Genomic DNA, 14,314 nt, shown 5'->3' on the forward strand with positions numbered 1-14,314 from the left:
TGCCAGGATGGTGCCGCTGGCATTGATCACCGACACACGGACTTCATCGTTACCGCCGCCGGCCTGTTCGATGATGGTGGGGGTCTGCCCCATATTGATGTTGTAGATATCGTCGCCTGCACCACCTTCCAGTCGTATTCCCGTGGCCGTGGTATACGGGCCTGCGGAGAGCACGTCGTTGAAGGCAGAGCCTATGACAGTTTCGACCCCAGTGAGAATATCCCCCTCGGCGTCGCCACCTTGACCAACAAGCCCAGTTCCCTGGCGCAAATCTATACTGATACCTTCGGTAGACGCCGAATAATCAACTGTATCGGTACCCGCTCCACCATCAATCTTATCCGCGCCGGCAGTGCCCTTGATCACATCGTTGCCGCCCAGGGCGTAGATCTCATCATCCCCTGCGGTGCCAATGAGTGCGTCTGCACCGGCTGTTCCATTAATAACTGCCATTTTCTTCTTCCTAGTGCTCTAAGGATGGTGGAGGAGGTCTTATAAAATCAGTGTTGGATTACAAAATTGAAGCAAGAAACTCCGCAACTTCTTACAGCTGTGGCCAGTGAAGCTTGAGCGGAAATTTCGCTTGAAAATGGGTATCCAAAGGGTCATTTATTAATTTTTTCAGACACGACAAAAAACTGCCCGATTTGAAGAAATCGGGATGTATTTGATTTTGTATGTGATTAATTGCGTGTTGGTGCAGCCAATCCATGCTGAGCTTCCATCCTTGGCTCTTCTCCCCTGTCGGAATGTTAATTGGGCATCGAGCGTCCGTGCGTGATAGCACGATAATATCTCTTTACACAAGAGGTATGATGTCAAAGGAACGTAGCGTGCTGCTGACGTCATATGCCGGTTAGTGCGACCTGGCGTGACAAGGCACTACACAGATGCGAGTGCATTGGCTCGACGTCAGCGCTCTGCGCACTTTTACTCCATATTGGTACCTGATTCGCCCCGTTAGCGGCCTCACTCGCCGTCGCATGCTGAAGGCTATTGCGAGACGTTGCGAGGCCTGAGCTTACCCACAGGAATCTGCACGGAAGACATGCCGCCATCGGCGTTGTCCTTGGTCTCGTTAACCGATCCGCTCGCCTTCATACATTCCGAAATAAACCCATCCCTCCTCGACTCCCCCTGTACGCCGCGGCTTCTAGACTTCATCGCACCGCATTCACCTGCCGATACCCTTCGTCCCGGTGGTTATAGTGTTGATCATTAATTTTCAGTAGGTATAGTACCCACCAAGCACACCACAAGGAGGTGTTGTGAATAGCCGATTTTTGATAGGCCAGCTCGTCGCGGACGGTTGGTACCTGGTACGGGTTCGGGGCAGCCACCATCCTTTCAAACACCCCACCAAACCGGGACTGGTCACGGTTCCTCATCCCAAGAAGGACCTGCTCAAGAAAACGGCCATCAGTATCCTGCAACAGGCCCTGCTCCAGACCGCCCGTTGCCCAGCGTCCGCGGAGGACAATGAATATGCTGTACCCGATTGCGATTTCCATGGGTGATGAACAACACGCCTGGGGTGTTGAAGTGCCGGATATTCCCGGCTGTTTTTCCGCTGGCGATGACCTGGACGATGCCATGGCGATGGCCCGCGAGGCCATCGAAGGGCATTTCGAGATCCTGGCCGAAGACGGTTCGCCGATTCCGCCAGCCAGCAAAGTCACCCTGCACGCGGCCAACCCACAATATGCCGGTTGCACCTGGGCGCTGGTGGATATCGATGTGACCAAATACCTGGGCAAGGCGCAGAAACTCAATATCACCCTGCCCGGCTACCTGCTCAATCGTATCGATGAATATGTGTTGCATCATCCCGAGGAGAAAAGCCGTTCCGGGTTCCTGGCGTCGGCCGCGCTCAAGGTGTTACAGCAGGGGCGGTGATACAAACGGACATAACGTGACCAATGGGTGCCCTTGTGGGAGCGAACCTGCTCGCGATGACGTCGGGTCAGCAGACATTGACGTCGCCTGACACTAAGCCATCGCGAGCAAGCCCGCTCCCACAGTTTTTTTTGTGTGTTTGGGGCCTATTTCTTCTGCCCATCGGACTCCTGCATCTGCACCGAAGACTTGGTGCCGTCGGTGTTGTCCTTGGTTTCGTTGTCCGATTTGTCGAAGCAGCCCTGCAAGACAAACAGGCAACAGGCGAGGCAAAGGGTTCGGGTGAGGTTCATGGCGTGCTCCAACGGATGGCTTTAAGCAGTGACCCCTGATTGCGGCAAATGGTTGCGCCGGTCTTCAGACCGGGCTGATGAACGTTGGCGGTAAAACACCAGGAAAATGTAAGTAGAATTTTCGCCGTTGCGTTGCTGTCACACCACACAGGTGCATCCATGAGGAACACAGCAATGACCTTTGCAAAAATCGCTCAAAAACTGTCCCTCTGGGCAGGGAGCCCGAAGACTTTTCTGGGGGCTCTCGTGTTGTTGGCCCTCTGGGCTTGCAGCGGGCCTTTTTTCAAGTTCAACGATACGTGGCAACTGATCATCAACACCTCGACGACGATCATCACGTTTTTGATGGTGTTTCTGATCCAGAACACGCAGAACCGCGACACGGATATTCTCCACTTGAAGGTCGACGAACTGCTGCGCGCCACCAAGGAAGCGCAAAACGCGATGCTCGGACTCGAAGCGCTGGACCTCAAGCAATTGGAGGCGCTGCGAAAGCACTACCAGGCCATGGGCCAGGACGAAGCCAAATCGCTCGAAGGCCTGGACAAAAAAAACAAGATAGACCTGAACCAATGTTAAGGAGATGCGCGGTGGCGCAGCGCCACTCGCGCTTCCCGGTTGTGCGTCAGGGCAGCGGATTTCCCCCCGTCACGCCAAACACTTCCCCGGTGATGTAGCTCGACTCCTGGGATGCCAGCAGCACGTAGAGCGGTGCGCATTCGGCTGGTTGGCCGGGCCGCTTCATCGGCACCTGGGAGCCGAAGGTAGGAATTTTTTCCTGGGGTTGTCCGCCACTGGGCTGCAATACGGTCCAGATCGGACCAGGGGCCACGGCGTTGACCCGGATGCCCTTGCTGATGACCTGGCCCGCCAGTGCCTTGGTGAACGCCACGATGGCCGCTTTGGTGGTGGCGTAGTCCAACAACGTCGCAGAGGGATCGTAAGACTGGATGGACGCTGTGTTGATGATCGTCGCCCCCGCCGGCATCAGGGGTATCGCCGCTTTGCAGAGCCAGAACATTGCATAGATGTTCGTCTTCATGGTGTCGTCGAACTGCGCGGTCGTGATGTCGGCGATGTCTTTCTGCGCTTCCTGTTTGCCAGCGACGTTCGTCAGGATATCCAGGCCGCCCAGTTGCTCATGGGCGCTCTTGATCAACTGGACGCAAAACGCTTCGTCCTTGAGATCGCCGGGAATCGCGACCGCCCTGCGGCCTTCGGCCTCGATCAGCTCGACGACTTGCCGCGCATCGCGTTCTTCGCTGGGCAAGTAGTTAATCGCCACATCGGCGCCTTCACGGGCAAATGCAATCGCCGCGGCACGGCCGATCCCGGAATCACCACCGGTGACCAGGGCCTTGCGCCCTTCCAGGCGGCCGAAGCCTTGGTAACTTTTTTCACCGTGATCGGGCTTGGGCACCATCTCCTGATCGATGCCGGGCGGTGACTGCGGCTGGTCGGGAAACGGAGGCTTGGGGTATTGGGTCAGCGGGTTCTGCATCTTGTATTGATTGGGTTCTCGGCGTGTGGACATCGAGCGTCTCCTTTCAGCGGGCAAGATGAACCGGGACGTGCGCGTCCCGGCCTTCAATGAAAAACGTGCGCAAGATCAGCGGCTGGCCTGCAACGCCCTGGCCATCTCGAGATGGGTCTGCAATTTAGGCAGCGTTTCATCGGCGAATGCCTTGATTTCCGGTACTTGCGTGGTCTGGGCTTCTTGCTGGATCTGCGCGATGGCTTCCTCGGTGGCCTTGACCTGACTGGCGGCATAAGCCGCTTCGAACGACTCGCCTTCCTGTACTTGCGGAATCAGGGCCTTGGCCTTCTCTGCCACTTCCTCCCTGGGCTCGACGGGCAGATCGAGCTTCTTCGCAATCTTGGCCAGATGTTGATTGGCGGTAGTACGGTCGTTGATCACCATGATGGTGTAATCCTTGACCTCCCTGGACTCGGCTTTCCCGTGGGCCATGCGGCTGGCCTCGATATCGGCCATGCCTTTGGCGGAAGCATCATTGATGAATTCGGTCGGCGATTGGGCCCAGGCACTGTTGGCACCCAGGCCCATCAACACGACAAGGCTGCTGGTGCGTAAAAAGGTGGCCGTCCGGCTCATGGTCGCGCCCTCCTCGTCATAAAGGTTCCGGCAGGTTTTGCCTGCCTTTGAATCAGAACCACCGGTGACAATCAGCGAGATGTCATACCCGGTCTGCGGCCGATTTCGACTTTCACCGGGTGTTTGTCGACACTCAAGGTGGTGGTTCTCCCACTTTTGCGACCCGATTCGGACACCTTCGTTCGATCGTGAGCGATGTTTCCCGCGTATTTGCTTCTTGAACCATGCATGTTCTGGCCCTCCAGATTCATGGACATTGGCGAGCAGGGCCCGCCTGACATTCGAAAGGACCGAGGGAGCAAAGGTTTTAAGAAACGGCGCACGCCACGACGAACGGTGGCGTCAGATCACAGCAACAAATGCAGCCGGGAACGTATTGGATATTCGATGCACGTCCATCACAGGAAAAGGATAGCGCCGCCGCTCGAACCGTCAGGGAAAATGATTGCCATGTGCCATCCGGCACACCCTTCTTCAAGCGAAACTCAGCGAGCCCGGGAGCAATGACTGGGCCTCTCCAAGCTCCGACCCTTCAAAGGGATTACCCACCCACGTTCCTAGGCAAGGTCCTACACAGAACTCTCCGGCAGCTCTCAAAGACGCCGGAAACAGCCGATTCAAAGCCCCGCACGTTGATCTGTAAAGTCCGGAAACACACACAGAGTGAAACACCCCACGGACAGCACCTTCAACCAAGGAATGTAATCGCACTATGAACCAGATCGCGCAACCGCCCCATCGCTTCACCAACTATCGCAAGGTCATCTCCCTGGCCGATCAGGACTGGCAGAGCGCCGAAGTCGGCAAAATCTCGGGGCTCAATGTCGAGGTCAAGACCCCCAACGTCCTGGTCGACCAGTATGGACGCACCTTCCATCATTTCTGCACAACGTCCTACCTGGGTCTGGACTACCACCCCGCGCTGCTCGACGGCGCCATGACCGCCTTATGGGAGACCGGCACCCTGCGGGTCGCCAATTCGAAGAATCGCTGCAAACTGGCAATCCTGGCCCAATACGAAACTCAACTGTCCGAGTTGTTTGGCGCCAGTTGCCTGAGTGCCTTGTCGTGCAGCGCGGCAAGTGCCGGGATCCTGCCACTGCTGGCCAGCGGCGCACTCACCGACGACCGGCCCCCCGTCATGGTGTTCGACAAGCACGCCCATTACTCGATGAATCACTTCAAGACCGCCTGTGCCGATGAAACCCAGGTCATCACCTGCCCGCACAACGACATGGATTTCATCGAGGACCTGTGCAAACGCCAGCGCAACGTGGCATATGTCACCGACGGTGCGTACAGCATGGGTGGCGTGGCGGACCTGGACAGTCTGCTGTACCTCAAGCAGCGTTATGGCCTGTTTCTGTATCTGGACGATTCCCACGCACTGTCTACCGTGGGTGCCTGCGGTGCGGGCCTGGTCCGTCCGCGCCTGCCTGCGGTGGACGAACGTACCTTGATCGTCGCCTCCCTTGCCAAATCATTCGGGGCTAGCGGGGGGCTGGCGATGTTCGGCAGCGAACGGCACAAAGTGCTGGTACAACGCTACGGCGGGCCGAGCAATTGGTCCCAAAGCCTGAACGCAGCGGCGATTGGCGCCGGCATGGCCTCGATCCGCCTGCATCGCAGTCGAGAATTGGGCTCCTTGCAGGAACGATTGCAGGCTAATATCCGCTTTTTCGACAGCCTCATCCGTACCGAACAGCACGGCAATCCCATGGCGATTCGTCTGGTGCCTTGTGGGGAAGCGACGCTGGCCAACCGGCTGGCCGTGGAACTGGCCGAGCGGGGGTATTTTACCTCGGCGGTCTTTTTCCCCGTGGTGCCACAAAACAAGGCCGCAATCCGCATTACCCTGCGTGCCGACATGGAACCGAACGTGATCCGCTCGTTCTGTGAACTGATTACCGGGCTGCTACAAGCCCACGGGCGTGAGATACGCCCCTGAAACGAGCGCTCGATGAACAACCGTACAACTCTGATCGTCACGTGTACCACCGTGTTCCTGGCCCAACTGGGCATGAGCATCTACTTGCCGGCCTTGCCTGACATTGCCAAAGACCTTGGGGCCGATGCCTCCCGGGTCTCCTGGGGGTTGTCGGTGTACCTGATCGGCATGGCGCTGCCCATGCTGGCATGGGGCGGCCTCAGCCAGACGCTGGGTCGCAAGCCGATCTTACTGGCGGCATTGGGGTTGTACGGCCTGGGCAACCTGGCCTTGCCCCTGGGCACTACAGCGGAAGCGTTCCTGGCATTCAGGTTGATCCAGGGCATCGGTGCCAGCGGCATTTCGGTGATGGCGCGGGTTTTGATCCGTGACAGTTTCAGCGGCGACCTGCTGGCCAAGGCCTTGTCCTGGATCTCGATTGCCTTTGTGATTGCCCTCGGTATCGGGCAATACCTGGGCTCGCTGATCCAGGCCGCTTTCGGCTGGGAGGCAATCTTCTACGGGCTGGGGGTGGTCAGCCTGGCGATGGCGGCCGCCGTATCCCGGGCCGTGTTCCCGATATTGGCGCAAGCGCATAACGATCAATCGGCATGGCGGGCGTATGGACAGATTTTGAAACACCGTGGCTTTTTCCTGCCGGCCCTGGCGGGTGGGCTGGGTTACGGTGTGATCATTGCCTTCAATACCGCCGCGCCGTTGATCCTGCGTGACAGCTTTCACTGGTCGGCAATCGAGTACGGCCTGCTGGGCTGGCCCATCAGCGCGGCCTATCTGTTGGGTGCACTGGTGGTCAATGCCTGCGTACTGCGCATTGGCCAGCGACGACTGATGGGCTGGGGCATTGCCTTGGTGTTGGGCGGCAGCGCGACCATGCTGGCGAGCAGCCTCACCCTGAGCAGCGTTGCGTTGCTCTTCTGGCTACCGTACTGCTTTGCTGTATTGGGCCAGTCACTGAATTACCCCATCAGCCTGTCCCTGGCCAATGATGGTTCCCCAGTACCGGGCGCCTATGCCATGGCGTTGAGTGGTTTTCTGCATCAGTTGATGGCATCGGTGATCGGCGCCATGGCCAGTCTGTTGTTGAGTCAACAAGCCTGGCCGCTGGCGACCTTGTGCACGTTTCTGGCGATGGCGGCGCTGCTGTGCATGCGCAGCCTGCCGCCTCGGACCCTTTAGAACGCCGAGCGGAAGATCTCTTCGATCTGCCGCTGATCCGCTGCCCGCGGGTTGGTCAAGCCACAGGCGTCCTTCAGTGCGTTGGCGGCCAGCACCGGTACGTCGTTCAGACGCACACCCAACTCGCGCAGGCCGGCGGGAATATCCACGTCCAGAGCCAGATTCCGGATCGCCGCGATGGCGGCCTGGGCTCCCTCTTCCGCACTGCTGCCAAGCGAGTCAACGCCCATCGCACGCCCCACATCAGCCAGGCGATCGGCGCACACCGAGGCGTTGAAACTCTGTACGTGAGGCAACAGGACTGCGTTGCACACACCGTGGGGCAGATCATAGAAGCCCCCCAGTTGGTGGGCCATGGCATGCACGAAACCCAGCGAAGCGTTGTTGAAGGCCATCCCTGCAAGAAACTGCGCGTAGGCCATGTTTTCCCGCGCCGCCAGATCATGGCCATCACGCACGGCCAGGCGCAGGTTGTTGCTGATCAGGGTGACGGCTTTCAAGGCGCAGGCATCGGTGATCGGGTTGGCGGCGGTGGAGACATAAGCCTCGACCGCGTGGGTCAGCGCGTCCATACCCGTGGCCGCGGTCAACCCCTTGGGCATCGCCACCATCAACGCAGGATCATTGACCGACATCAGTGGCGTCACGTTACGGTCGACAATCGCCATTTTCACATGACGTGCTTCGTCGGTGATGATGCAAAAGCGGGTCATCTCGCTGGCGGTGCCTGCGGTGGTGTTGATGGCAATCAGCGGCAATTGCGGCTTGATCGACCGGTCGACGCCTTCGTAGTCACGGATCTGACCGCCGTTGGTGGCACACAAGGCGATGCCCTTGGCGCAGTCGTGGGGCGAACCGCCGCCGAGCGAGACAACGAAATCACACTGGCTTTCCTTCAGCAGCCCCAACCCATGCTCGACGTTGGCAATGCTCGGGTTGGGTTTGGCGCCGTCGAAAATCACCGAGTCGACATCCTGGATAGCCAATAGCCCAGCCACTTTGTCGGCGATGCCGGCCTTGGCCAGTCCGGCATCGGTGACGATCAGCGCCCTGCGAAAGCCGTAATTGCGGATCGCGACCATAGCCTCGTCGAGGCAACCCAGCCCCATGATATTTACCGCTGGAATGAAGAAAGTGCTGCTCATCGGAACACGCTCCTGTTGAAGGCCGGGTTAGCCGGATCGGCGGGAGCTACAGGATTGACCGTACAGTCACGGCGTTCCTTGATCTGGCTCAAGAGTCCGTCGTGATAAAGTCGCGTCCTGCCTTTGCCACGTTCTTTTGAGATGACTTTGCGATGACCGACTTCCAGGAATTTGACGCCCGGCTCGAAGATTGGGCGGCCTTGCGCGCCGACACCGCCCTCAGCGGCCTGTTGGTGGGCAATGGTGCCAGCCGCGCCGTATGGGATGATTTCGGCTACGACTCGCTGTTTGAAAATGCCCGCACCGTCGAAGAAAAGCCCTTGAGCCCCTCGGAGCTGAGCGTGTTCGACGCGATGCAGACCCGTAGTTTCGAGCAGGTGCTCGGCGCGTTGAAAACCACCAGCCGGATCAACAAGGCTCTGGCGGTCAGTTCTGCCGCGCCGCGCAATCGCTACTACGCAATCAAGGAAGCCCTGATCAACACCGTGCATGCTGTCCACATTCCCTGGCGCCTGGTGCAACCATCGACCCTGGCAAAGCTCAACCAGGAACTGGGGCGCTACCGCACGGTGTTCACCACCAACTACGACCTGCTCAATTATTGGGCGATCCAGCACGCGCCCGACACGGTGACCGACCTGTTCCGCGGCGCCGACCACAGTTTTGACTTGAGCCTGGTGGCCACGGACCAACCGCGCCTGCTGTACCTGCACGGCGGCCTGCACCTGGTGCGCAACCAGGATGGCACGGCCCGCAAGCTCACCTCCACCGAAGGCACGCTGCTGGGCAATTTCGCCATCAACAACACCCTCAAGACCCTCGACGACGTCCCATTGTTCGTGAATGAAGGCCCGACCGAGGACAAGCTCAAGACCATCCGCAGCTCCGACTACCTGTCGTTCTGCTATGACCAGTTGCTGCACCACGGCGATAACCTGTGCCTGTTCGGCCATGCCTTGGGCGAGCAGGACCGGCACATCGTCCAGGCCCTGCGCCAGGCGAACCCCGGAACCCTGGCGATTTCGATCTATCCCCGCAGCCAGGCGTTCATCCAGCACCAGAAGCGGCACTACGCCAAACTGTTCCAGGGGTCGGAGATCGAATTGCGGTTCTTCGACGCCAAGAGCCATCCGCTAGGGGATCCGAAGCTGTCGGTGCCGGTGGAGGTATAGCTTTACCTGTCGGAACAGGGCTGTGGGGTTACAACGCTGCCAGCGTCTTGTCCTTGATGATCGTGGTCGGCCCGTTGGCCTTGACGCTGGCAATGCCCTTGTCTCGGGCCGCGTCCGATGAATAGGCTTCGCTGCTGCCGATCACCTCGTGGTTGGCGGCCTTGAGGTTGAAATATGGATGGCCATCCTTGGTGCTCTTGAGCTCATAGCGTTCGCTCAGCGGGCTGTTTTTCCGGACCGAGGCGATACCTGCGTCGACGCCGCTGCGAGTGGCGTACAGCTCGCTGGTCAAAATCGTTTCGGCGTTGGCAGCCTTGAGCACGAACCGAAACTGGCCATGGCTGTTCTTACTGACTTCGTACCATCCAGACATGATTGCTCCCCTTTGGGCGGTCGATGGGCCGCCCAAACAGTAAAGACCCGCCACGCTTGTTCCGCCAGACGGGTTGCAAGGCTTCTACAGTGTGATGGCCGTGCCCAGCAGAGTCAGGAATCCCGCCAGCCAATTGGGATGGGCCGGCCAGGCCGGTGCGGTCGCCAGGTTACCTTGCACATGGCCTTCGGTGACTGGAATGTCGATATAGGTCCCGCCCGCCAGACGAACTTCCGGGGCACATGCCGGATATGCGCTGCACTCGCGCCCCTCCAGAATCCCCGCCGCCGCCAGCAATTGCGCACCGTGGCACACCGCGGCAATCGGCTTGCCGGCCAAGTCGAAATCACGCACCAGTTGCAGGACTTTTTCATTCAGGCGCAGGTATTCCGGCGCACGCCCGCCTGGGATCAGCAGCGCGTCGTAGTCGGAGGCCTCGACACCGGCAAAATCATGATTCAAGGCAAAAAGATGACCCGGTTTCTCACTGTAGGTCTGGTCGCCTTCGAAGTCGTGGATGGCCGTGCGTACGGTCTGGCCCGCGTTTTTTTCCGGACATACCGCGTGCACGGTGTGGCCGACCATCTGCAGGGCCTGGAACGGCACCATCACTTCATAGTCTTCGACGAAATCGCCGACCAGCATGAGGATTTTCTTTGCAGCCATAGGGTGGGCTCCTTTTGAAATGCGTGAGGGGTGAACGCATTAAAGGTAGTCCGGTGTGTCGGTAGATGAGCGATAACCCGTCACTACCTGACGGGTTGCACGCCAATGAACGCGATGCCTCCCTGTGGGAGCGATGGGGCTGTTGGGGTCAGGCGAGGTACCCGTCAGCCCGCAACAGCGTTTCCAGGCAGTGTTCGCTGATGTGGTAGAAGGCCTTCAATTCCTGAATTTTCGCCAGCAACTCGCTCGGTTCGATCGGCTCGGCGCGCTTGACCGCCAGGATCATCTTGTTCTTGTTGGTATGTTCCAGGGAGATGAACTCGAACACCTTGGTGTCGTAACCACAGGCTTCCAGGAACAGTGCCCGCAGGCTGTCGGTGACCATTTCGGCCTGCTGGCCCAAGTGCAGGCCGTATTGCAGCATGGGCTTGAGCAACGCCGGACTCTGGATCTGCAAGCGAATCTGCTTGTGGCAGCACGGCGAGCACATGATGATCGAAGCGCCCGAGCGAATGCCCATGTGGATCGCATAGTCGGTGGCAATGTCGCAAGCGTGCAGGGCGATCATCACATCCACTTCGCCCGGCGCCACACTGCGTACGTCGCCGTGCTGGAAGCTCAGGCCCGGATGTTCGAGTCGTGCGGCAGCCTCGTTACACAGCCTGACCATGTCCTCGCGCAGCTCGACACCGGTCACCACGCCTTCGGCCCGCAAGGTATTGCGCAGGTAATCATGGATGGCGAACGTCAGGTAGCCCTTGCCCGAGCCGAAGTCCGACACCCGCACCGGCTTGTCCAGGGCCAGCGGCGAGGATGTCAGCGCGTGGCTGAAAACTTCGATGAACTTGTTGATCTGCTTCCATTTGCGCGACATCGCTGGAATCAGCTCATGCTTGTGGTTGGTCACTCCCAGGTCGGCCAGAAACGGCCGGCTCAGGTCGAGGAAGCGGTTTTTCTCGCGGTTGTGTTCCACCGAGGGCACTTCCCGCAACTGCTGGGGCTTGCTCTTGAACAGCGAAGGCTTGCCCTTTTTGCTGTATTCCAGTTGCGCCTCGTCGGTGACCGACAACAGATGCGCGTTCCTGAACGATGTCGGCAATAGCCCGGCGACGGTCGCCACACCTTCGTCCAGCGGGAAATTCTTGGTGATATCGCGGGTTTTGTAGCGATAGACGAAGGACAGGCAAGGCTGATCCTTGACCGTCAGTTGCTTGATGATCAGCCGTTGAAGGTCCGCTTCGTCACCGACGTACCTGGCCAGCACCAACTTGATGAAGGCGTTCTGCTCCAGGCTGGCTTGCAGCAACGCGATGAACTGGGCGTGGTGATCCGGCGCGGGACGGGCGGGCGTTGCGGTGACAGACATGGAAAAGCGGCCTCGGGGCGGGCGGATCGGGAATGGCGGGTATTTTAGGGGGGATGGGATGTCAGGGCACGAGGAATTTCCTGTGCCCTGAGATTTTGCCTTGCTCCTGCAGAGATTTTCTAGCCCAGCACCACCAACCGGTTCGGCAGCTCATTACGTTCGTGGGTTACCGGGACATGTTCCCGGAGCAATTTGCCACAGGCTTCGATGCACGTTACAAAGCCCTGCAACGTCTGCCCCTGGCGCACCTGCTCGGTGAACGCCTTGACGATGGCGTCCCAATTGCTATTGTCGAGGCGTTTGGAAATGCCCTCGTCCACCAGGATCTCCACATACCGCTCGGCCTCGCATACAAAGATCAGCATGCCCGTGCTGCCCACGGTGTGGTGCAGGTTCTGTTCGAGAAACTGCCGGCGAGCCAGGTTGGAGGCGCGCCAGTGGCGGACCGACCGGGGAATCAGGTGCGTGGTGACCTTCGGAATACGAAACACCAGGCACAGCACGATGAAACTGGCCCATTGCACCAGCAGCAGGCTGTGCAAGGTCAACCAGCCCGAGACGTAATGCAGCACACCAGGCACCACCAAGGCCAGCAGGCTGGCCCACAGCAGTGGGATGTAGGCGTAGTCGTCGGCCCGTGCGGCGAGAACCGTGACCAGTTCGGCGTCGGTATCGCGCTCGACCCGGGCAATGGCCTCGGCGACCTTGCGTTGTTCGTGTTCAGTCAGTAATCCCATGGTTAAAAGTGCCTGCTCATTATTATTGTCACCAGCTGCCCGACGAACCGCCGCCCCCGAAACTGCCTCCGCCGCCACTGAAGCCGCCGCCCCCGCCGCCAAAACCACCGCCCCCGCTGGAACCGCTTGATCCACCGCTTCCGGCAGGCAGGATACCCAACATCTGGCCCACCATGATGGTGATGATGAACAGCATCACCAGCAACACGAACAGCCAGGGATGACGCTGGACGAAATCGCCCTCCTCCTGTTCATTCCCACTGTATGCCGCAGCCGGCTCATCCAGCGGACTGCCTCCCAGCACTACCAGCATTGCAGCCACGCCGTCGCTGATGCCTTTGTTGAAGTTACCGGTCTTGAAGGCTGGCGTGATCACTTGGTTGATGATCACCGAACTCTGGGCGTCGGTCAGGCGGTCTTCCAGCCCGTAGCCTACTTCGATCCGCAGTTTACGGTCATCCCGGGCCACGATCAGTAGCGCGCCGTTGTTCTTGTCCTTCTGCCCGATGCCCCAATGGCGACCCAGTTGGTAGCCGAAGTCTTCAATGCTGGCGCCTTGCAGGTTCGCCAGCGTGACCACGACCACCTGTTCACCGGTGGCCTGTTCATGGGCCTTGAGCTGCGCGTCCAGTTGCTGGCGCACCGACGGTTCCAGCAGTTGGGCGGTATCCACCACCCTCCCTGTGAGCGTCGGAAACTTCAGTTCGGCCTGGGCCGTGACTGCGAACAGGCAGAACAACAGCAAGCAGGTGCAGCTACGAGCGACAAGCCTCAAGTTGCAGGCAAATGCAGTGAGCAGTGCCTGTGGTAACGGCCTCATCAGAACTTCACTTCCGGGGCTTTTTCAGCGTTGGGACTGGTGGCCTCAAACGTCTCGCGAATCGGCAGGTCGCTGTACATCACGCTGTGCCACAGGCGGCCCGGGAAGGTGCGGATCTCGGTGTTGTACTTCTGCACCGCCAGGATGAAATCACGACGCGCCACGGCGATACGGTTCTCGGTGCCTTCGAGTTGCGATTGCAGGGCCAGGAAGTTCTGGTTTGCCTTGAGGTCCGGGTATCGCTCCGAGACCACCATCAAGCGGCTCAACGCACCGGTCAACTGATCCTGGGCCAGTTGGAACTGCTTGAGTTTCTCCGGGTTGTCCAGGGTGCTGGCATCGACCTGGATCGAGGTTGCCTTGGCCCGCGCCTCGATCACGGCGGTCAGGGTGTCCTGCTCATGCTGGGCATACCCCTTGACGGTTTCCACCAGATTGGGGATCAGGTCGGCACGGCGCTGGTACTGGTTCTGTACCTGGCCCCAGGCCGCCTTGGCCTGTTCGTCCAGGGTCGGGATGTTATTGATCCCGCAACCGGCCAGCAATGTGGTGAACAGCATCAAGGCCAGCATCTGCAGGCCGCTGCGGTAATTGAGTCTTGGATTCATC

General features: G+C 59.2%; 16 protein-coding genes and 1 pseudogene. 6 read left to right on the plus strand and 11 right to left on the minus strand.

Annotated features, from left to right (window positions below):
- On the minus strand, positions 1-453 hold a 453-nt coding region (locus LCU97_RS26180), incomplete at its 3' end, for a calcium-binding protein (protein ID WP_408636447.1).
- An 815-nt stretch (positions 454-1,268) separates the two neighbouring features.
- On the opposite strand from LCU97_RS26180, the pseudogene LCU97_RS26185 reads away from it, so the two are divergent.
- Positions 1,269-1,445, plus strand: a pseudogene (locus LCU97_RS26185) (type II toxin-antitoxin system HicA family toxin); the annotation flags it as partial.
- A 40-nt stretch (positions 1,446-1,485) separates the two neighbouring features.
- Positions 1,486-1,896 carry a type II toxin-antitoxin system HicB family antitoxin gene (locus LCU97_RS26190; protein ID WP_053146419.1) on the plus strand — a complete coding sequence of 137 codons (411 nt, stop codon included), beginning with the start codon at positions 1,486-1,488 and terminating at the stop codon, positions 1,894-1,896.
- A 146-nt stretch (positions 1,897-2,042) separates the two neighbouring features.
- On the opposite strand, the gene LCU97_RS26195 is transcribed toward LCU97_RS26190, so the two are convergent.
- Positions 2,043-2,189, minus strand: coding sequence for a hypothetical protein (locus LCU97_RS26195; RefSeq protein WP_232778176.1), 147 nt, complete (start codon positions 2,187-2,189; stop codon positions 2,043-2,045).
- A 174-nt stretch (positions 2,190-2,363) separates the two neighbouring features.
- Between LCU97_RS26195 and LCU97_RS26200 the strand changes: the two genes are divergently transcribed.
- Positions 2,364-2,768 (plus strand): low affinity iron permease family protein, encoded by a 405-nt coding sequence (locus LCU97_RS26200; RefSeq protein ID WP_053146416.1) that lies wholly within the window; start codon positions 2,364-2,366, stop codon positions 2,766-2,768.
- A gap of 46 nt (positions 2,769-2,814) precedes the next feature.
- Here the strand turns inward: LCU97_RS26200 and LCU97_RS26205 are convergent, their stop codons facing one another.
- Positions 2,815-3,723 carry an SDR family oxidoreductase gene (locus tag LCU97_RS26205; protein ID WP_053146413.1) on the minus strand — a complete coding sequence of 303 codons (909 nt, stop codon included), beginning with the start codon at positions 3,721-3,723 and terminating at the stop codon, positions 2,815-2,817.
- A gap of 75 nt (positions 3,724-3,798) precedes the next feature.
- Positions 3,799-4,302, minus strand: a complete 504-nt coding sequence (locus LCU97_RS26210; protein WP_053146410.1) for a DUF4142 domain-containing protein — start codon at positions 4,300-4,302, stop codon at positions 3,799-3,801.
- A gap of 712 nt (positions 4,303-5,014) precedes the next feature.
- On the opposite strand from LCU97_RS26210, the gene LCU97_RS26215 reads away from it, so the two are divergent.
- Together LCU97_RS26215 and LCU97_RS26220 are read left to right on the plus strand one after the other, a co-directional pair.
- Positions 5,015-6,250 (plus strand): aminotransferase class I/II-fold pyridoxal phosphate-dependent enzyme, encoded by a 1,236-nt coding sequence (locus tag LCU97_RS26215; RefSeq protein WP_232778177.1) that lies wholly within the window; start codon positions 5,015-5,017, stop codon positions 6,248-6,250.
- Positions 6,251-6,262: 12 nt separating this feature from the next.
- The gene (locus LCU97_RS26220) at positions 6,263-7,426 is read left to right on the plus strand and encodes an MFS transporter (protein ID WP_232778178.1); all 1,164 of its coding nucleotides are present in this window, start codon (positions 6,263-6,265) and stop codon (positions 7,424-7,426) included.
- Here LCU97_RS26220 and yiaY read toward each other — a convergent pair.
- Positions 7,423-8,571 (minus strand): L-threonine dehydrogenase, encoded by a 1,149-nt coding sequence (yiaY, locus tag LCU97_RS26225; RefSeq protein WP_232778179.1) that lies wholly within the window; start codon positions 8,569-8,571, stop codon positions 7,423-7,425. The genes LCU97_RS26220 and yiaY overlap by 4 nt on opposite strands.
- Before the next feature lie 152 nt (positions 8,572-8,723).
- On the opposite strand from yiaY, the gene LCU97_RS26230 reads away from it, so the two are divergent.
- Positions 8,724-9,743, plus strand: coding sequence for a DUF4917 family protein (locus tag LCU97_RS26230; RefSeq protein WP_232778180.1), 1,020 nt, complete (start codon positions 8,724-8,726; stop codon positions 9,741-9,743).
- A 28-nt stretch (positions 9,744-9,771) separates the two neighbouring features.
- Here LCU97_RS26230 and LCU97_RS26235 read toward each other — a convergent pair whose 3' ends face one another.
- The 6 genes from LCU97_RS26235 to LCU97_RS26260 all read right to left on the minus strand — a co-directional run bounded on the left by LCU97_RS26235 (position 9,772) and on the right by LCU97_RS26260 (position 14,313).
- A complete protein-coding gene (locus LCU97_RS26235; protein WP_053146396.1) occupies positions 9,772-10,116 on the minus strand; it encodes a YegP family protein in 345 nt (114 codons plus the stop codon).
- Between the two features lie 84 nt (positions 10,117-10,200).
- Entirely contained in the window at positions 10,201-10,782 is a 582-nt protein-coding gene (locus LCU97_RS26240) for a DJ-1/PfpI family protein (RefSeq protein ID WP_053146393.1), read from the minus strand.
- 148 nt (positions 10,783-10,930) lie between these two features.
- The gene (locus LCU97_RS26245; RefSeq protein WP_232778181.1) at positions 10,931-12,148 is read right to left on the minus strand and encodes a class I SAM-dependent methyltransferase; all 1,218 of its coding nucleotides are present in this window, start codon (positions 12,146-12,148) and stop codon (positions 10,931-10,933) included.
- Positions 12,149-12,267: 119 nt separating this feature from the next.
- Positions 12,268-12,885, minus strand: a complete 618-nt coding sequence (locus LCU97_RS26250) for a TPM domain-containing protein (protein ID WP_053146388.1) — start codon at positions 12,883-12,885, stop codon at positions 12,268-12,270.
- 28 nt (positions 12,886-12,913) lie between these two features.
- The gene (locus tag LCU97_RS26255) at positions 12,914-13,705 is read right to left on the minus strand and encodes a TPM domain-containing protein (RefSeq protein WP_082339607.1); all 792 of its coding nucleotides are present in this window, start codon (positions 13,703-13,705) and stop codon (positions 12,914-12,916) included.
- The gene (locus LCU97_RS26260) at positions 13,705-14,313 is read right to left on the minus strand and encodes a LemA family protein (protein ID WP_053146382.1); all 609 of its coding nucleotides are present in this window, start codon (positions 14,311-14,313) and stop codon (positions 13,705-13,707) included. The genes LCU97_RS26255 and LCU97_RS26260 overlap by 1 nt, the downstream gene beginning before the upstream one ends.
- Between the last annotated feature and the right edge of the window lies 1 nt (position 14,314).

It is taken from the genome of Pseudomonas uvaldensis (assembly GCF_021271205.1).
Classification (GTDB): domain Bacteria; phylum Pseudomonadota; class Gammaproteobacteria; order Pseudomonadales; family Pseudomonadaceae; genus Aquipseudomonas; species Aquipseudomonas uvaldensis.